The sequence below is a fragment of the Fodinicola feengrottensis genome (assembly GCF_010993775.1).
In the GTDB taxonomy this organism is placed as follows: Bacteria; Actinomycetota; Actinomycetes; order Mycobacteriales; family HKI-0501; genus Fodinicola; species Fodinicola feengrottensis.
Genome location: NZ_WOTO01000012.1, coordinates 143,434 through 160,736 on the forward strand (window position 1 = coordinate 143,434; position 17,303 = coordinate 160,736).

The following is a 17,303-nucleotide window of genomic DNA, read 5'->3' on the forward strand; positions in this document are numbered from 1 at the left end:
GGTGACTCCGTATTGATCGCGAGACTACTACTCGCCAGTAACATTCGGCTCGCCAGGTTGGCCAACTTCACAGCCGTCGCGGTGACAATCGGATTCCGATTGTTACCACGGCAACTTCCTGACCTGCATTTTCACTCGCCGTGGTAACAATCGGGCAATTCGGTCAGAGGCTACGCCGGGCTGAGGGCGCCGGCCAGCGGAGCTGCGGCGAGCGAGATCTGCCATTCGCGGGCGCCGTGGGCGCGCAGCACCGAGCCGACGGAGTCGGCGGTCACGGCGGCCGGCGGGTCCCAGGCCAGGCGGCGGACGACATCGGGGGTGAGCAGGTTCTCCACCGGGATGGCGTGCTGGCCAGAGAGCTCGCCCATCGCCGTACGGGCCGCGGCGAGGCGGCTGGCGGCGTCCGGGTTCTTGTCGGCCCAGCGGTTCGGCGGCGGTGGGCCGTCTGGTGGCGCCGAGATGGGCGGCAACTCCTCGCCGGACTCGGCGCGGGCGGCGGACAGCGCCCCCATCCACAGGTCGGCGAGCCGGCGGTTGGCGCGGCCGGAGAAGATCGGCAGCGTCAGCAGGGTTCGTACGTCGGTGGGGTCGGCGAGGGCGGCGCTCACGATGGCGGAGTCGGGCAGCACCCGGCCGGGCGCGATGTCGCGTTCGCGGGCCAGCCGGTCGCGGGTTTGCCACAGCGACCGCACGCGGCTGAGACCGCGCTGCGTACGCACCTTATGGACGCCTGACGTCCGTCTCCACGGCTCGGCGCGCGGCGGGTTCGGCGGCCGGACCGCCAGCGCGGCGAACTCCTCCAACGCCCAGTCGAGCTTGCCTTGGCGGGCCAGTTCCTCGGTGAGCGCGTCCCGCAGGTCGACCAGCAGTTCGACATCCAGCGCCGCGTAGGTCAACCACTCGGCCGGCAGCGGGCGCGTACTCCAGTCGGCCGCCGAGTGGGTCTTCTCCAACTGGAAGCCGAGCACCCGCTCGACCATCGCGCCCAGCCCGACCCGCTCGAAGCCGGCCAGCCGGCCGGCCAACTCGGTGTCGAAGAGCTTGCGCGGATGCATGCCCAGCTCGGCGAGGCACGGCAGGTCCTGGCTGGCCGCATGTAGCACCCACTCGGCGTCCGCGAGCGCGGCGTCCAGGTCGGCCAGCCCACCCACCTCGGGTGGATCGGCCGGCGTGGCCAGGTCGGCGGCGGCCGCGAACGGCACCGGGTCGATCAGGGCCGTACCGGCGCCTTCTCGGCGCAGCTGCACCAAATAAGCGCGCTGGCTGTAGCGGTAGCCAGAAGCGCGCTCGGCGTCGATCGCCACCGGACCGCTGCCGGCCGCGAACCGGGCTATCGCGGCCTCGAGCCGCCCCGCCGAAGTGATCGGATCGGGCGTGCCCTCCCGTGGCTCCAAGAGCGGTGTCGGCGCCACGGACTCGGTCGCGGCACCGTCATCCTGGGAGGCGTCGACCGGTGCGGCCTCAGAAGCCGTCAACTCGTCGAACTCAGCCACGGCACCACCGTACGGCCGCACCACTCGGCGTGTCGTGCCGGCGCGCCGAATAAGCCTGCTTTGTGACCACCGGCTACCGCGTCCGACCGTCCATAAGGGGGGTGACGCCGGGCGGCGGCAGACCGGCCGTGGACGCCAGCAGCGTGCACCATGCCTCCAGATGTGGGCCGAGGGCGGTGTCCAGTGCCGTCCAGGAAGCGCGCAACTCAACGTCGGCGGTGTCCGCCGGTCCGGCGAGATCACCGAACCGGCTGGGCTGGTGGTGGGTCACGGTCCCGCCGGCCGCGGTGTACTGGGCGCCGTTGTCGTCCAAGGACTCGACCAGCCAGCTCCAGCCGACCTCGGCCAGCAATGGGTCGGCGGCCATCTCGCTGTCCAGCTCGGCGCTGACGAAGGTGACGATCCGCAGCAGCCCGTCCCAGGCCTCCTGGCCGGCGGGGTCGTACAACAGGATCAGCCGCCCGCTGGCCACTTCGCTGTCATCACGGGTGACCGAGGCGCTCATCGCGAACGAGTACGGCGCGAGGCGCTGCGGCGGCGGGATCTCCTCGAGGGCGATCTCGGCGCGCGGCTTGACCTCGCACAAGGCGTTGACGGCCTGCGCGAACACGTCCGGCACCTTGCTGGCAGACGCGGCGGACTCCGGCATGACCGCAGGGTATGCGCATCCGCCGGCCCGGTGGGGTATCGGCGCGCCGACGTCCCATGACTGTGCTCGTACGGGCGTCCGCCCGGTCCTGCCTGCCAGCTCGCGGCCGCGCGTGGAACGATGGATCTCGATGACCACCATTTCGCCTTTTTTGAGCGCCTGTCGCGGCCTTCCGGTGCCCTTCACGCCCGTCTGGTTCATGCGTCAGGCCGGCCGCTCGCTGCCGGAATACCACGCGGTGCGGGCCGGCACCCCAATGCTGGACACCTGTCAGCGTCCGGATCTGGTCACCGAGATCACCCTGCAGCCGGTCCGCCGGCACAAGGTCGACGCGGCCGTCCTCTACTCCGACATCATGGTGCCGTTGCGCGCGCGCGCGGCCGGCGTGGACGTCGAGATCAAGCCCAATGTCGGTCCGGTCATCGCCGACCCGGTCCGCGACCGGGCCGCGGTCGACCGGCTGCGGCCGCTGCAGGCCGACGACGTGTCCTTCATCACCGAGGCGGTCAAGCAGCTCGTCGGCGAGCTCGGCGACACCCCACTGATCGGCTTTGGGCGGGGCGCCTTTCACGCTCGCGAGCTACCTCGTCGAGGGCGGGCCCAGCAAGTCGTACGCGCGCACCAAAGCACTTATGCACGCCGATCCCGCGACCTGGCACGCGCTCTGTGACGTGCTCGCCGACATCACGCTGACCTTCCTGCGCGTGCAGGTGGACGCCGGCGCCGCTGCGATCCAGCTCTTCGACTCGTGGGCCGGGTCGCTTTCCGAGGCGGACTACCGGGCGTACGTCCAACCGCACAGCGCCCGGATCTTCGCCGGCCTGGACGACTTTTCGGTGCCGCGCATCCATTTTGGGGTTGGCACCGGCGAGCTGCTGCCGGCGATGGCGCAGGCCGGCGCCGATGTGGTCGGCGTCGACTGGCGGATCCCGCTCGACGTGGCCAGCGCCCGGATCGGGTCTGACTACGCTGTACAGGGAAACCTCGATCCGGCCCTGCTGTCCGCCGGCGAGGCGGTCCTGGAGGAACAGGTCCGCCGCATCCTCGCCCGAGGGCAAGGCCGCCCGCGGCCACGTCTTCAACCTCGGCCACGGCGTGCCACCCGATGCCGACCCAGGCGTCCTCACCGCGCTCGTCGAGACCGTCCACCGCCTTTCCGCAGCCTAACGCGAGGTCAGGGCTTGTCGGGTTCCTCCTGGGCGGTCGGAGCGGTTGAGGTGGGCGAAACCGTGGCGGTGAGCAGCGATGTGAGGTCGGCTTCTGGGCCCGAGGAGCCGCCGGCGAGGGCGACTCGGGGGGGAGTACGCCGGCGGCGCCAGAGGAACCAGAGTGCGGCGGCCGGGATGCCAATGACGACGAGGAAAGGGAGCAGGGCGCCGAACACGGTGAGCAAGACCGTGACCGTACTGACCAAAGCGCTCCACCCCGCCGCGAGGCCGGCGCCGAAACCGGTGGGCGTGGCCGCTTTTTTTTGCGGGCGCCGAGGTGGCCACGACTCGGACCGTGATGGTGGACAGGTTGATCTGGTCGTCCAGCGTCTTTTTCTGACCCAGCAACGTTTCCAGCGCGGTTTCCCGGTCGGAGAGCTGCTGCTCAAGCGTCACGATGTCGCTGATCTGCTGTGCTCGGGCGAAAAGTGCGCGGGTCCGGTTCACACTGGCCTGCGCGGTGGCGATCCGGCTGTCCAGGTCGACGACCTGTCCGGTCACGTCCTGGGTGCCGATCGTACGGTTGGTTTCGGTGCCTAGCTTGGAAAGCGCGTTCACCGTCGAGAGAGCGGGCGGCGGCGGCACCCGCAGCACCAAGGTCGCGGTGGCGGTTGCGCCCTGGCCGGAGCGCTGGTCCGAGCCGACTTGGCCGCCGGCGCCGGTGGCCAGCGCGGTGGCCTGGTCCGCCACCTTGTCCACTGTGGACGTACTAACCGTCATGTCTCCGTTGTAGACGACTGATTTTGGCTGTAAGGGCGGAAGTTTGGGCACCGAACCGCCGGCCGCCGCGCCGGGGCCGCTGGTGCCGGGGACGGCTGGTACGCCATCGGGAACCCCGCCGTTGCGAACCGGCGCGGAGAAGCCCGAGCCGGTGCTGGAGGTGCAACCGGCGAGGGCGGGACCGGTGACGAGGATGGTCAGGACAGCGGCGGCCAGCCAGCGGCGGCGAGTCAGGGAAATCACGGCGGGTCCTCCCGTGGGGTGCAGCGAAACGATGTGGATGTGACTCCGCGCGAGTGCCGGCGGTTCCCGCCGAACGGATGGCCGTGGCTGGCCGTTCGGGCGACTTTGAGACGATCGGGCGGTGAGCGAAACCGCAGCGCATGTCGTGGTTGTTGGCGGAGGCATCGCGGGGGGGTGTCGGCGGCGTTGGCGGTACGGCGGCAGCCCCGCCGGGCACCGCGATCACCCTCGTCGAGCAGGCCGGCCGACTCGGCGGCAAGCTGCTGACCGGCGAGGTGGCCGGCCACCGGGTGGAGGGGGTGCCGAGACGTTCCTGGTTCGCCAGCCGGAGGCCGCCGCGCTCGCCGCCGACCTGAAGATCGCGCTCGTACACCCGGCCGTCGGCGCCGCCGGGGTGTGGGTACGGGATCGGCTCGCGCCGCTCCCGGCCGGCACCATGATGGGCGTGCCGGGCGATCCGGCCGCGCCCGGGCTGGCCGAGGTGTTGCCGCCGGCGGCTTTCGCGGCGATCGCGGCGGAGGTCGGGCAGCCGGCGAAGGAACCGCTGTTGCCTGCGGGCGTCGACATGTCGGTCGGCGCCCTGGTGCGGTCCCGGCTGCCCGGTGAGGTTGTCGACCGGCTGGTCGATCCGCTGCTCGGCGGGGTGTACGCGGGACGTGCCGACGGCCTGTCCGTACGAGTGACGGCCCCCGCGTTGGCCGCGGCGGCGGAGCGGGAGCGCTCGCTGGTCGCCGCGGCGCGGGCCGCGACCGGCGGTCCGCGTCCGGCCGGGCCGCCGGCGCCGGTGTTCGGCGCGGCTGAGACCGGCATGACCGACCTGATAGAGGCGGCCGCGCAGGCGTCCGGCGCGGACGTACGACGTGGCCTCCCGGTCCGTGAGCTGCGCCGCCGGCCGCGGGGCTGGGAGCTGGTGATCGGCTCCGCCCGGGACCCGCGGGTGCTGGTCGCGGACGCGGTGGTGCTCGCCGTGCCGGCGAGCCCGGCGGCCCGGTTGCTGGCTGACCTCAGCCCGGTCGCCGCCGAGATCGGCGCGGTCGAGTACGCGAGCATGGCGCTGGTGACACTGGCCCTGCCGGCCGGTGACCTGCCCGGCGGTGGCTTGCCAGCCGGCAGCGGGTTTCTGGTCTCTACGGACTCCGGCCTGGTGGTTAAGGCCGCCACCTTCATGTCGCAGAAATGGGGATTCGCGGACGCCGGCGAGCTGGCGATCGTACGAGCGTCCGTTGGTCGTTTTGGCGACGCCGAAGTGCTGCGGCGCGACGACGAGGACGTGGTGCGGTTGGTGCTGGACGACCTCGCCACGGTCTTCGGCGGTCCGCTGCCGGCCGCGATCGACACCACGGTGACCCGCTGGGGTGGCGGGCTGCCGCAGTACGCGCCCGGTCACCTGGACCGGGTGGCTCGGGTCCGGTCGGCGTTGGCCGAGTATCCGACTCTCGCGTTGGCTGGCGCCGCGTACGACGGGGTGGGCATCCCCGCGTGTGTGCGATCGGGCACTGCGGCGGGGACCCGCGTAGCCGAAGAGCTGGTGCGGCGGCAACAATCGGGTTATGGCCGATGAAGCGACGCCCACCAACCCCAACGCAGCCCGCATCCGGGAGCTGAACGCGACCGTTCGCTACACGATGTGGTCGGTTTTCCAAGCCACCTCGCCGCTGCCGGTGAACCGCTCGTCGGTGACCGCCGAGCTGGAGGAACTCATCGGCCAGCTCGGTGAGAAGGATGTCGTCGTAAGGGGTCTTTATGACGTGTCCGGCTTCCGCGCTGACGCGGATCTGATGGTCTGGTGGCACGCTCCCCAAGCGGAGGACCTGCAAGAGGCGTACGGCCGGCTGCGCCGCTCGACGCTTGGCTCGCATCTGCGACCGGTCTGGTCACAGATGGCGCTGCACCGGCCGGCCGAGTTCAACAAGAGCCACCTGCCGTCGTTCATCGCTGACGAGAACGCGCGCCGCTATGTCAGCGTCTATCCGTTCGTCCGCTCGTACGAGTGGTATCTGCTGCCCGACGAAGAGCGCCGGGCAATGCTGGCGGAGCACGGAAAGATGGCCCGCGGGTATGCGGACGTACGGGCCAACACGGTGTCGTCGTTCGCGCTCGGCGACTACGAGTGGATCCTGGCTTTCGAAGCCGACGAGCTGCACCGGCTCGTCGACTTGATGCGCGACCTGCGCGCCTCCCGGGCCCGCCAGCACGTCCGCGAGGAGATCCCGTTCTTCACCGGCCCCCGTCGTACGCCCGCCGACCTCGTCGCCTCCCTTCCGTAGCGGTCAGCCGAGAGCGGGGTAGCCGGCGCCGGGAGAGAGGGCGCGGCCGCGGTGAGGAGCACGCCCGTACGCGCGTCCAGTGCTTCGTACATGCGGTCCATGCCGAGCCACCCCCGGCGGCGACGACGAACAGCGTCCGGCCGTCCGGGCCGCCCAGCATGCAGGCGAAACAGCCACGGTCGACCGGCACCCTCTGGAGCACCTCGCCGCCTTCCCGGACGCGTACGCAGTGCTGGTGCGGCACGTCTGCGTACCAGACAGCACCGTCGGCATCCAGGCAGATCCCGTCCGGGTTGTCCGCGCCGAGATCGGCCCAGACTCGCCGGTTCGACAGGCCGCCGTCGTCGGCAATGTCGAAAGCGGTCAGCTGATTCGCGTGTGATTCGGCGACGATCAGCGTCTTGTTGTCGGGCGTGACGGCCATCCCGTTGCCCCAGGCGAGCCCGTCGGCCACCTGCCGGCCAGTGCCGTCCGGCGTCACCAGCGCGATCGTGCTGCCGTTGACGTATGCGTTGCCGCGGCCGTCACCACCAGCTCGTTGAACGTCTTGTCGATGCCGCTCAGGTCGGCGTATGTGCTGAGCGTCCCGCTTGCTTCTTGGCGCAGCAGCAGCGCCTCCTGCCCGGAAACCACCAGCAGCTGGCCGTTCGGCAGCCAGTCGATCGAGTACGGGACGGTGGTCGGCACTCGTACGGTCACCTCCCGGTCGCCGTCGAGGCTGACCGCGACCACTTCCTGGGTGCCCCAGTTGGCGCACCACAGCCGGCCGTCGTGCCATCGCGGCGACTCGCCGAATCCGAGACCCGCGGCCAAAACCTGTGTTTCTGACATGGCGGAACTCCTCGGTCTCAACGGGGACGTAGAAGCTGGCTGGCCGTTCTCGACATCGGCGTGTGCGGAATTCCGTCCTCAAGGTAGTCCGCCCCCGCGACGGCGAAGCCGAACCTGGCGTACCAGCTGGTCAGATGGCTTTGGGCGTCCAGCACGGCGGGCCGGCTGCCGGACTCGGCCAGGGCCGCGGTCATCAGCTTCGCCGCGAGACCGGCCGAGCGGCGGTCTTTGCGCGTACACACACGGCCGATGCGTGCGGTGCCGTCCGGCTCGGAGAGGAGCCGGAGATATGCCGTGGGGCTGTCCGCGTCGGCGGTCCATAAGTGCTTGGTGCCTGGTTCGACGTCGCGGCCGTCCAGCTCCGCGTACGGACATTCCTGCTCGACGACGAACACGTCGACCCGCAGTTTCAGCAACGCGTGGAAAGTTTCGATGTCCAGATCCGTGGTGGCGCAGATCTGGACATCGTCAGCGGTGTTCATAAATCCCGAATCTAGTGGTTCTCTTGCCCTTTTCGAGCGATGAGGGGCAGAGTCGGGCGGCCCGGCGGTTTCCCGTCAGACGTCCTGCGAGGGAGAGGTCACCATGATCGTCCGTTCGTGGAGCACAGTCGTACTCGCCTTCGGCCTGGCACTCACGCTCTTGGTAGCCACGGCCGCCGGCGGGTTGGGTGCGACAGCGTCGGCGGCGTCGCTGCCGTGCGACATCTATGCGGTCGCGGGCACGCCGTGCGTAGCGGCGCACAGCACGACCAGAGCGTTGTTCGCGTCGTACGAGAGGCCGCTCTACCAGGTCAAACGTGCTTCCGACGGCGCCACCCATGACATCGCCCTGTTGTCGACTGGCGGCTATGCCAACGCGGGCGACCAGGATTCCTTCTGCGCCCAGACCACGTGCCGGATCAGCAGGATCTACGACCAGACCGCCAACCACAACGATCTCAACCCCGCGCCGGGCGGCACGGCGAACAACGCCGCGGACCGGGGCGCTGACGCGGGCGAGCTGGCGGTCACGGCGGGTGGTCACAAGGTGTACGGCGGGTGGATCTCGCCCGGAGTTGGCTACCGGAATGCGGGCGTCGCGGCCGGTGTCGCGACGAACGGGCGGCCAGAAGGCGCGTACATGGTGGCCAGCGGCACCCATGTCGGCAGCAACTGCTGCTTCGACTACGGCAACGCGGAGAGCACTCCGGCCGACAACGGCAACGGTCACATGGACGCGGTCAGCATCGCGACCACCTGCTATTTCTCGCCGTGCAGCGGCTCCGGCCCGTGGGTCGAGGCCGACATGGAGAACGGAATGTTCCAGGGCGCCAACGGCTCCAACACCAGGAACGCCGGCAATGCCAGCGCGTACGTCACCGCGATGCTCAGAAATGACGGCCAGACGACGTACTCACTGCAGGGCGGCGACTCGCAGTCCGGCGGGCGGACTGTCCACGTGGTGGAACGGCGCGTTGCCGACTCAGGGTGGCTACCGGCCGATGCAGCAGGAGGGCGGCATCATCCTCGGAATCGGTGGCGACAACAGCAACTGGAACCGGGGCACCTTCTTCGAGGGCGTGATGGTCGCCGGTTTTCCCAGTGATGCCACCGAGAACGCGGTGGCGGCCAACGTCGCCTCGGTGGGTTACACGGGCGAGACGAACGTCCCCAACGGTCCGCAGGCAACGATCACCGGACCGGGTGGGCAATGCGTCGACGTGGCTGGTGATGACACCGGCGGCGACGGCACGCCCGTCCAGCTGTGGAACTGCCAAAACTACGCGGAAGACCAGTTCTGGACGCACCAGGCCAACGGCTCGCTGGCGACCATCGGTCACTGCCTCGACATCACCGGCAACGGCACCGCGCAGGGCACCAAAGTCGAGCTGTGGGACTGCACTGGCGGTGGTAACCAGGTGTGGCAACAGCAGTCGGACGGCTCGTTGCTCAACCCGCGGTCCGGTTTGTGCCTGGACTCGCCGGGCGACAACACGGCCAACGGGACGGTGCTGCAGATCTACCGGTGCAACGGAACCGACGCGCAGCGGTTCGCGCTGCACGGCGGTTCCTGACCCGATCCTGTTCTGGTCACCAGCCGAAGTCGAGCGGCTTTCCGGTCTCCAGCAATGATTTCAGGCTGGACAGGACCATCTCCCAGCCGTCCCGGGATTCCTCGATCTGGTCGGCGGGCAGGTCGTCGTGGGTCATCATCCGCAGGCGTACGTGCGTGCCGGCTGGTTCCAGGTCGAAGGTCACCCGGGACGTACGAGCGGGATCGCCGGCCTCGGCCGGCAGCGCCCAGCTGTGCGCGAGCCGACGCGGCGGATCCACCTCCAGGATGGTGCCGACCACGTCCGCGCCTGAGCCGTCCAGTCGCTGGTGTTCCCACGACTCGCCCTTGGTCCACGTCGAGATGTTCCGGTGCGCCCAATACTGGGTGGTGACCTCCGGATCGGTCAGCGCGGCCCAGAGTTTCTCTTGAGTGGTCGCGATATATGTGACGTAGACCTGCTGTGGCTTGTCCATGGTGGTCCCTTCGATCGTACGTTTGAGGGCACTGAGTGCTTGGAGTCCGGGCTGCTCGAACCGGGAGATCCACCGCTCGTGGATTTCCTGCAGCGGCACCGGGTTGAGGTAGTGCAGCTTCTGTCGGCCGTGCCGAACCGCGCTGACCAGACCGGCCGCCTCCAGCACCGCCAAGTGCTGGGTGACGCCCTGTCGGGTCATGTCCAGGTCGCGGCACAGGGCGCTGAGCGGCTGCCCGTTGTCGGCGTGCAGCCGGTCGAGCAGCCGCTGCCGGGTGGGGTCGGCGAGTGCTCGGAAGATCTGGGCCATGTCCTGCACGGGAACCACTATAGGCAAGTACTTACTTGCCTGTCAAACGTGAGGGCAAAAAGAAGGGCGCGCAACGGCGCGCCCTTCTTTTTGTGGATCGCTACTCGGTCGGCTCCAGCGTCAGGCTGATCGAGTTGATACAGAAGCGGTCGTCGGTCGGTGTCCCGTACCCCTCGCCATGGAACACGTGGCCGAGGTGCGAGTCGCAGTTCGCGCACCGGACCTCGACCCGGCGCATGCCCAGCGCGCGGTCCTCGATGAGCACCACATTCTGCGCGTCGGACGGGGCGTAGAAGCTCGGCCAGCCGCAGTGCGACTCGAATTTGGTGTCACTGCGGAAAAGTTCCACGCCACACGCGCGGCAACTGTAGACGCCGGTGGTCTTGGTGTCGGTGTATTCGCCGGTGAAGGGACGCTCGGTGCCGGCCTTGCGAAGCACTGCGTACTCCGCCGGCGTCAACTGCTCCCGCCACTCCTTGTCGGTTTTGGTGACCTTAGGCTGCGTCATATCTCAAGGTTACTTCGGCTGTCCAGCGGTGTGCCCCGACGCGATTCTTACGCCTTGCTAACGATGCTGCTGCCTTCGGCGAATTTTGGCGCCCCCGAATTCGAGCCTCCCTGGTGGGGCCGACAGTTCCGGGCAGAAACTGTCGGCGGGAGCCGGCAGGCTCGAGTTCGGGGGATCCTCGGATTGGGGCCCGTGAGGTTGGTGGTGACTGTGTGGCGATCGAGGCTTTTGGGATCTCGGGCTGGTGGTGCCGTCGGCGCTTGGTGGGACAGCGAACGGTGTTGCCCCTTTTATTCGGTTTGTCGGCTGGGGTGCAGCTGGATTTTCGTCGAGTGTGGGACTTTATGCCGGGCCTGTTGTCGGTGGGGCTGATGTGACTGCCGAGGCGCCGGACCCTGTCTAGATCTCTGCACAATCGGAATCCGATTGTGCAGCCGCAAACCGAAGGGACCCCCGGAGGCATCCAGCACCCCCGAAGGTCCCTTCGGCCGTTCGGAGCGTTAGTGCCAGAGCACCGGGAGGATCCGTACGACCTGCGGGTCGTGGTCGGAGACCTGGTCGGTGTATTCGCTGTTCACGTGCACGATGTCGTAGTCGTAGAACGCGCCCGGCAGGGTCAGGCCGCGGCTGAGCAGGATGTGGTCCAGCACCTCTGTGTTGCCCTGGTAGTTGTAGCTGTAGCGTTCGTTCGCCGGCAGCGTACGCGGCAGGTCGACGAGCCCGCCGCCGGCCGTCAGGATGTCGGCGGTCTGGGAGAACTGGAAGTCGTTCAGGTCACCCAGCACGATGACGGCGGCGTTGCGGTCCTTGGCCTGGATCGCGTCCACGAAGCCCTTCACCAGTGTCGCCTGCGCGTGCCGCTGCACCTCGGACGAGCGGGCCGGCGGCTGGTAGCGGCCCATCAGCGGCTGGTCGCCGAGCTTGGCGTCGAAGTGGTTGGCGATCGCGAACAGCGGCCGTCCGTAGTAGCGGAATTCGCCGGCCAGCGGTTTGCGGCTGGCGGTCCACGCGGCGTCACTTGGCGCGATCCGGCCGGGCGAGACGCTCAGCGCCGGGTGCCCCGGTGAGCCGGTGACAGCGACCGCGGTCGTGGAGTCGCCGCCCGGACGGTCCACGAAGCTGAGGCCACGGTCCGTACGGAACAGGAAGCCCTGCCGGATGTTGCCGTCCGGCTGGCCGCCGTCCTTGCCGTTGATGGGGTCGATCTGCCGGTACGAGTACGCCGGACCGCCGGCGGTCTTGATCGCGGCGATCAGCTTCGCCCAGGTCTGGTCAGCGGCCACCACGCCCTTGCCGGTGCCGTTGTTGTCCTGGATCTCTTCGATCGCGAGCAGGTCGGGGGACCGCAGGTTGCCGACCACCACAGCCGCCAGCCGATCGAACTTGCTCTGCGGGTCGGTGGGCGCGAGGTTCTCCACGTTGAACGTGCCAGCCGACAGCTCGCCGGGCAGCGTTGGCGCGGTCGTCTCGCGCGGCAGGTTGACCGCCTTGACCGCCGGCGTGGTCATCGGCAGCAGGTCGTAGTTGCCGAAGTTGTAGTCCAGCGGCCCGACGATGTCACCGGGCAGCTTGTCGCCCACGTTGACCTTCGGGGTGGCCGCGAGCGTGTCGGTCAGCGTCAGGATCTCGGTGTTGGCGTTGTCGTACGAGTAGATGACCCCGCCCCGCGGTGTCTTCGGCTTGCCGGCGCCGCCAGGTAGGACCGGCAGCTCGCCGTACGAGTTCGTCGGGCCGGCCGCGGTGGAGTTCTGGATCTTCACGAGCATGCCTTCGAGCGACTCGTAGAAGTCCAAAGCGTTGTGCTTGGGGTCAAAAGTCGCCGACGACTCCACATCGGACGGTGCGTCCGTACGGACCGCCTTGGGCGCCGTCAGTCCGCCCGGACCGACCAGCGTCGCGGCCGGGATCGGCGCCGACGCGGCGGTGACCTCGATCTTGGGCGCGCTGATCTCGGTGGTGGTCAGGTTGTTCGGATCGCCACCGGGCCGGTATTCGGTCACCTTGCCAGCCACCGTGAGGGCGTTGCCGGCCGTCACGGTCGGCTTGCCGCTGGTGAAGACGAAGACGCCCTCGCTGGTCGCGGGGTTGGTGTCGGGCTGCGGGTCCTGCATCCAGAAGCCGTTCGTGGACACCGCGGTGACCACCCCGGTCACGTCCTGGACCTTCTTGCCGACCAGCGGGGACGTGTGGGCGGCGCCCTGGATGTCGTGGATCTTGGCGCTCACCGGCGGCTCGACCGGACCGCCGGACGCGTTGTCCGGGCTCGGGTCGCCGACGGTGAAGTCGGCCGCGTTGTTGTCGGTGTCGACCCCGTCCGTACGCGACGCCGACGACGTGTTGGAGAGCGTCGCGGTGGGCGCTCTCCGAATCGTTGGCGGTCGTACCGAAGCCCACGTAGTCCCTGACACCGGCACCCGCGTGACACGTGCTGCCGCATACCTGGTTGAGCGGAATCTGGTTGGTGACCAGCGCGATCTTGCCGGCGGTGGCGCTCAGCGCGATGCTGCCGTCCACCTGCGGGGTGGGCAGCGGTGGGGCGGCGGTGTTCTGGCCGGCCGCCTCGGCGACCAGGTAGGTGCTGTGTGCGGCGACGCTGCCGGTCAGCTTGGTGACCTGCCAGTGTGGCGCCGGCGGCCGCCGCGTACTGAATGCTCCACGCGCTCACGTCGACGGCGGTGCCGGTCGGGTTATAGAGCTCGACGAAATCCCGGGCGAAGGGTGCGCCGGAGTTGCCGCCTCCGCCGTAGACCTCGTTGATGACGACGTCCGTGGAGGCCGCCTGTGCGGGGGCGGTGACCGCGAGTGCGGCCACCGTGGCGCAGGTGGCGCCGATCGAGACTGCGACAACGGATGCGCGGTGGCGCTTCCGGTCAGACAAAACCGGCACGGGTTCTCCTCGGCTGCCAGCGGACGGTGGGTCGGGGGTTGGCCCCGCTACTGCCTACCAGGCCGATCGCCTTCGCGTGGGAACTTTGGGCGGATGTTAGGTGTCTACCGATGCGAAAATAGGCATTGCCGGGCGTACGGTAACGCCATGCCAGCAACGCCAGCCGAGGAAATAGAGGTCGATGGGCACGACATTCGTCTGTCCAATCCCGACAAGGTGTATTTTCCGGATCTCGGCTCCGAACACGGAACCAAACGTCATCTCTTTGACTACTACGTCTCGGTCGGAGACGGGATCGTCCGCGCTTTGCGCGATCGGCCGACCTATTTGCAGCGGTTTCCCGGCGGGGTGACCGGCGACGAGATCTATCAGAAACGGGTGCCCAAGCACGCGCCCGAGTGGCTGCAGACCTGCCGGATCATGTTCCCGTCCGGCCGGCACGCGGACGCGATGCGCACCCAGTCGGTCGCCGACGTGGCGTGGGCCGCGACCCAGGGGACCGTCACCTTCCATCCCTGGCACGCCCGCGCGATGGACACCGACCATCCGGACGAGCTGCGGATCGACCTCGATCCGCAGCCCGGCACCACCTTCGAGGATGCCCGGTTCGTCGCTCTGGAGTACGTCCAACCGCTGCTCGCCGAGCTCGGCTTCACCGGTTTTCCGAAGACCAGCGGCAACCGTGGCGTGCACATCTACGTCCGGATCGAGCCGCGCTGGACGTTCACCGAGGTTCGGCACGCGGCGATCGCGCTGGCCCGGGAGATTGAGCGGCGCGCCGACGGCCGGGTCACCACCGCGTGGTGGAAAGAGGAGCGTGGGGAGCAGATTTTCGTCGACTACAACCAGAACGCACGGGACCGGACGATCGCCAGCGCGTACAGCGTCCGCCGCAACCCGGCCGGTTGGGTGTCCGCGCCACTCACCTGGGACGAGTTGCCGGACGCGAAGCCGGCGGACTTCACCATGGTCACCATGCCGCCGCGGTTCGCCACCCTCGGTGATCTGCACAGCGCGATCGACGACCATTCGTACGACATCAGCCTTTTGCTGGAATGGTACGAGCGAGATGAGGCGGACAAGGGCCTCGCTGACATGCCTTATCCGCCCAACTACCCCAAAATGCCAGGCGAGCCGATGCGCGTTCAACCCTCCCGCGCCAAAACTCCCGAACCCGAAGCCGCCACGGAATAATTCCTGCCAACTGGACCGGTCGCCGGGGGTGCGGGGAGAATGAGGTGCGTGTTCGAGGGATTTGAGGAATTCGACGTTCGTACGGCCGGCGCGACGATTCATGGGCGGCGGGGGGTGGTGCCGGGCCGGCTGTGCTGTTATTACACGGAATTCCGGAAACGCATCTCATGTGGCATCGGGTGGCGCCCGAGTTGGCGCGCGAGTACACGGTGATCGCCACTGACCTGCGTGGATTCGGTGACAGTGGAAAACCGGCGAGTGCGCCGGATCATTCGCCGTACAGTACAGTATGCGGGAAATCGCCCGTGACCAGGTGGAAGTGATGCGGGAGCTGGGATTTCGCGAGTTCGCCGTGGTGGGGCACGATCGTGGGGCGCGGTGCGCCTACCGGATGGCGCTTGACCATCCGGACGTCGTCGACCGCCTCGCGGTGCTCGACGTGATCCCGACCGGTGACTCCTTTCGGCTCGCCGACAAGGATTTCAGCCTCGGATTCTGGGTGTGGTCCTTCCTGGCCGCCGCGGAGCCGGTGCCGGAAACGTTGATCGCCGGTGCGCCGGACGTTTTCGTCAACCACATGCTCGATGCGTGGTCAGCTGAGATCGATTTTTTTCCGACCGATATTCGCGCCGAATATATCGAAAAATTCCGTGACCCGGCGACTGTGCACGCTATTTGTGAAGAATACCGCGCGGCCGCGACGCTGGATTTCCAGCACGACGAAGCTGATCGCGGTCAGCGCCGGATCAGTTGCCCCGTACTGGCGCTCTGGAGTGCCACCGGTGCGGTGGCTTCCTGGTACGACCCAGTGCAGATCTGGCGCGCTTGGGCCGACGATTTCCGTGGTTTCCCGGTCTCCGCAGGCCATTTTCTCCCCGAGGAAGCGCCTGAGGAGACGACCGACCGCGCACCTGCTCAGCTTTCTCGCGGAGTAGCCGCCAGTACGGGAAGGACCACTTCATCGATGATCTCGGCGATGGCCGCGTCGCTCACCGGCATGCCGTAAATCATGGATTCATTGCGCATCAAATCGAAGGGGAGGCGGGCGAGCCGCGGGCTGATCTCGGTCGTGGTGATCTCGCCGCGGGCCACCGCTCGCTGCAGAACTGGCCGTAAGATCCGGGCGCGGGCGAAAGAGGTGATCTGAGCCCGCACGGCCGCGGCCGACTCCGGGTCGCTGAAGGTTTCGGTGATCAGCCCCGGAATGAGGTCGCCGGGGACCAGATCGAAGCGGTGCGCCACTCGCTGGAGCAGGGCGATCAGGTCTGACCGCAGGCTGCCGGTGTCCGGCAGATCATCCCAGCCGGGCAGGCTGTGTTGCATCGCCGCGAGCACCAGTGCGGCACGGGTCCGCCAGCGGCGGTAAATGACCGGTTTGCTGGTCTGAGCGCGGGCCGCCACCGCCTCCATGGTCAGTTTCGGGTAGCCGACCTCGAGTACCTCCGCCCAGGCCGCGTCGAGAATGGCCCGCTCCAGCAACTCGCCGCGCCGCCGTGACGCGGTCGGGGCCTCGGTTGGCATAGCTGCCCTCACTAGATCCGTTGCGTTTCTTATTGGCCGAGTCTACACTGCCCTCATTGGATACGTATCGTTTCTTACGGAGGGTGATATGTCCACCGACACCACAGATCTGCCGGCTTTCCCGCTCGCTCGGCAATGCCCGTACCAGCCGGCGGCCGGTTACCAGGAGTTACAGGGCGAGGCGCCGATCCGCAAGGTCCGGCTATTCGACGGCAAGCCCACCTGGCTGGTCACCGGCTATGAACAAGCCCGGGCCCTGCTCGCGGACCAGCGGGTTTCGTCGGACCGCGGCAACCCGAACTTCCCCAATTTCGCGCCGGCGGTGGCGATCCTGCGGCGGGCCCGCGCGAGCGCTCCGTCCGTGCTGATCGGGACCGACGCCCCCGAACACGGCCGGCAGCGCAGGATGGTCATCCCGAGTTTCGCGGTACGTCGGATCGCCGCTCTCAAGCCCGGCATCCAGCGCATTGTCGACGCCCGACTGGACGCCATGGAAGAACATGGCGGACCCATTGATTTGGTCGCCTCGTACGCGCTGCCGATCCCGTCGATGGTCATCTGCGAGTTGCTGGGGGTGCCGTACGCCGATCACGAGTTTTTCGAGGAAAAGTCGCGACTCCGGTTGGATGAGGAGCGAGGACCGGCGGCGTTCATGGAACTCCGGGAATACCTCGACAACCTCATCAAGGCCAAGCAGGCGAACCCGGGCGATGGTCTGCTCGACGACTTGATCGCCGAGCAGACCAAGCAGGGCCGGCTGGACCGTGAGGAGTTGGTGGCCTTCGCGATCGTTCTGTTAATCGCCGGCCACGACACTACGGCCAACGTCATCACCCTCGGAACCGCCGCGTTGCTGGAAAATCCGGAGCAGCTGGCCGCGTTGCGGGCCGACCCGGAGCTGATCCCGGCCGCGGTCGAGGAGCTGCTGCGGTATGTCAGCCTCGTCAGCGCGCTGCCGCGAGT

Annotated in this window: 17 protein-coding genes and 3 pseudogenes; 9 read left to right on the forward strand and 11 right to left on the reverse strand. The window is 68.3% G+C overall.

All coding sequences use genetic code 11. The features are described from left to right. Positions 1-170 precede the first annotated feature (170 nt). Positions 171-1,493 (reverse strand): ribonuclease D, encoded by a 1,323-nt coding sequence (locus tag GNX96_RS13775; RefSeq protein ID WP_279580274.1) that lies wholly within the window; start codon positions 1,491-1,493, stop codon positions 171-173. Positions 1,494-1,566: 73 nt separating this feature from the next. Then, positions 1,567-2,142, reverse strand: a complete 576-nt coding sequence (locus tag GNX96_RS13780; RefSeq protein ID WP_163568381.1) for a DUF3000 domain-containing protein — start codon at positions 2,140-2,142, stop codon at positions 1,567-1,569. Between the two features lie 130 nt (positions 2,143-2,272). Between GNX96_RS13780 and hemE the strand changes: the two are divergent. Beyond that, positions 2,273-3,309: pseudogene (gene hemE, locus GNX96_RS13785) on the forward strand (uroporphyrinogen decarboxylase). Here hemE and GNX96_RS51595 read toward each other — a convergent pair. Further along, positions 3,306-4,313 (reverse strand): DUF4349 domain-containing protein, encoded by a 1,008-nt coding sequence (locus GNX96_RS51595; RefSeq protein ID WP_279580275.1) that lies wholly within the window; start codon positions 4,311-4,313, stop codon positions 3,306-3,308. The pseudogene hemE and the gene GNX96_RS51595 overlap by 4 nt on opposite strands. Positions 4,314-4,434: 121 nt before the next feature. Here GNX96_RS51595 and hemG point away from each other — a divergent pair, with 121 nt between their 5' ends. Next, positions 4,435-5,874 carry a protoporphyrinogen oxidase gene (gene hemG / locus GNX96_RS13800; protein ID WP_163568384.1) on the forward strand — a complete coding sequence of 480 codons (1,440 nt, stop codon included), beginning with the start codon at positions 4,435-4,437 and terminating at the stop codon, positions 5,872-5,874. Then, a complete protein-coding gene (hemQ, locus tag GNX96_RS13805; RefSeq protein WP_163568385.1) occupies positions 5,864-6,580 on the forward strand; it encodes a hydrogen peroxide-dependent heme synthase in 717 nt (238 codons plus the stop codon). Before hemG ends, hemQ begins: the two co-directional genes overlap by 11 nt. Here hemQ and GNX96_RS51600 read toward each other — a convergent pair. The 3 genes from GNX96_RS51600 to GNX96_RS13815 are packed head-to-tail and all read right to left on the reverse strand — an operon-like array spanning position 6,531 to position 7,893. Further along, on the reverse strand, positions 6,531-7,061 hold the full coding sequence (locus tag GNX96_RS51600) for an SMP-30/gluconolactonase/LRE family protein (protein WP_279580276.1): 531 nt from the start codon (positions 7,059-7,061) through the stop codon (positions 6,531-6,533). The two genes, hemQ and GNX96_RS51600, sit on opposite strands and share 50 nt — an antisense overlap. Next, entirely contained in the window at positions 7,058-7,411 is a 354-nt protein-coding gene (locus GNX96_RS51605; protein ID WP_279580277.1) for an SMP-30/gluconolactonase/LRE family protein, read from the reverse strand. The genes GNX96_RS51600 and GNX96_RS51605 overlap by 4 nt, the downstream gene beginning before the upstream one ends. 17 nt (positions 7,412-7,428) lie before the next feature. Then, a complete protein-coding gene (locus GNX96_RS13815) occupies positions 7,429-7,893 on the reverse strand; it encodes a GNAT family N-acetyltransferase (RefSeq protein ID WP_163568386.1) in 465 nt (154 codons plus the stop codon). A gap of 103 nt (positions 7,894-7,996) precedes the next feature. On the opposite strand from GNX96_RS13815, the pseudogene GNX96_RS51610 reads away from it, so the two are divergent. Further along, positions 7,997-8,809: pseudogene (locus GNX96_RS51610) on the forward strand (arabinofuranosidase catalytic domain-containing protein); the annotation flags it as partial. Continuing rightward, positions 8,787-9,467, forward strand: coding sequence for an arabinofuranosidase catalytic domain-containing protein (locus GNX96_RS51615; RefSeq protein WP_279580278.1), 681 nt, complete (start codon positions 8,787-8,789; stop codon positions 9,465-9,467). The pseudogene GNX96_RS51610 and the gene GNX96_RS51615, both read left to right, overlap by 23 nt. A 16-nt stretch (positions 9,468-9,483) precedes the next feature. On the opposite strand, the gene GNX96_RS13825 is transcribed toward GNX96_RS51615, so the two are convergent. The 4 genes and pseudogenes from GNX96_RS13825 to GNX96_RS63440 form a co-directional block, all read right to left on the reverse strand. Then, complete coding sequence (locus GNX96_RS13825; protein ID WP_163568387.1) at positions 9,484-10,230, reverse strand: ArsR/SmtB family transcription factor; 747 nt, start codon at positions 10,228-10,230, stop codon at positions 9,484-9,486. Between the two features lie 100 nt (positions 10,231-10,330). Further along, the gene (msrB, locus tag GNX96_RS13830; protein WP_163568388.1) at positions 10,331-10,738 is read right to left on the reverse strand and encodes a peptide-methionine (R)-S-oxide reductase MsrB; all 408 of its coding nucleotides are present in this window, start codon (positions 10,736-10,738) and stop codon (positions 10,331-10,333) included. A gap of 500 nt (positions 10,739-11,238) precedes the next feature. Then, the gene (locus GNX96_RS13835) at positions 11,239-13,146 is read right to left on the reverse strand and encodes an endonuclease/exonuclease/phosphatase family protein (protein WP_279580279.1); all 1,908 of its coding nucleotides are present in this window, start codon (positions 13,144-13,146) and stop codon (positions 11,239-11,241) included. 218 nt (positions 13,147-13,364) lie between these two features. Further along, a pseudogene (locus tag GNX96_RS63440) lies at positions 13,365-13,625 on the reverse strand (lamin tail domain-containing protein); the annotation flags it as partial. 147 nt (positions 13,626-13,772) lie between these two features. Here GNX96_RS63440 and GNX96_RS13840 point away from each other — a divergent pair. The 3 genes from GNX96_RS13840 (at position 13,773) to GNX96_RS13845 (ending at position 15,825) form a co-directional block, all read left to right on the forward strand. After that, on the forward strand, positions 13,773-14,819 hold the full coding sequence (locus GNX96_RS13840; RefSeq protein WP_163568389.1) for a DNA polymerase domain-containing protein: 1,047 nt from the start codon (positions 13,773-13,775) through the stop codon (positions 14,817-14,819). A 131-nt stretch (positions 14,820-14,950) separates the two neighbouring features. Further along, positions 14,951-15,142 carry an alpha/beta fold hydrolase gene (locus tag GNX96_RS63445; protein WP_390624003.1) on the forward strand — a complete coding sequence of 64 codons (192 nt, stop codon included), beginning with the start codon at positions 14,951-14,953 and terminating at the stop codon, positions 15,140-15,142. Continuing rightward, positions 15,109-15,825, forward strand: coding sequence for an alpha/beta hydrolase (locus GNX96_RS13845; protein ID WP_279580280.1), 717 nt, complete (start codon positions 15,109-15,111; stop codon positions 15,823-15,825). Before GNX96_RS63445 ends, GNX96_RS13845 begins: the two co-directional genes overlap by 34 nt. On the opposite strand, the gene GNX96_RS13850 is transcribed toward GNX96_RS13845, so the two are convergent. Beyond that, positions 15,735-16,340 carry a TetR/AcrR family transcriptional regulator gene (locus tag GNX96_RS13850; RefSeq protein ID WP_163568390.1) on the reverse strand — a complete coding sequence of 202 codons (606 nt, stop codon included), beginning with the start codon at positions 16,338-16,340 and terminating at the stop codon, positions 15,735-15,737. The two genes, GNX96_RS13845 and GNX96_RS13850, sit on opposite strands and share 91 nt — an antisense overlap. An 88-nt stretch (positions 16,341-16,428) precedes the next feature. Between GNX96_RS13850 and GNX96_RS13855 the strand changes: the two genes are divergently transcribed. After that, positions 16,429-17,303: cytochrome P450 (locus tag GNX96_RS13855; protein ID WP_163568391.1), on the forward strand; the 875-nt coding region annotated here is incomplete at its 3' end.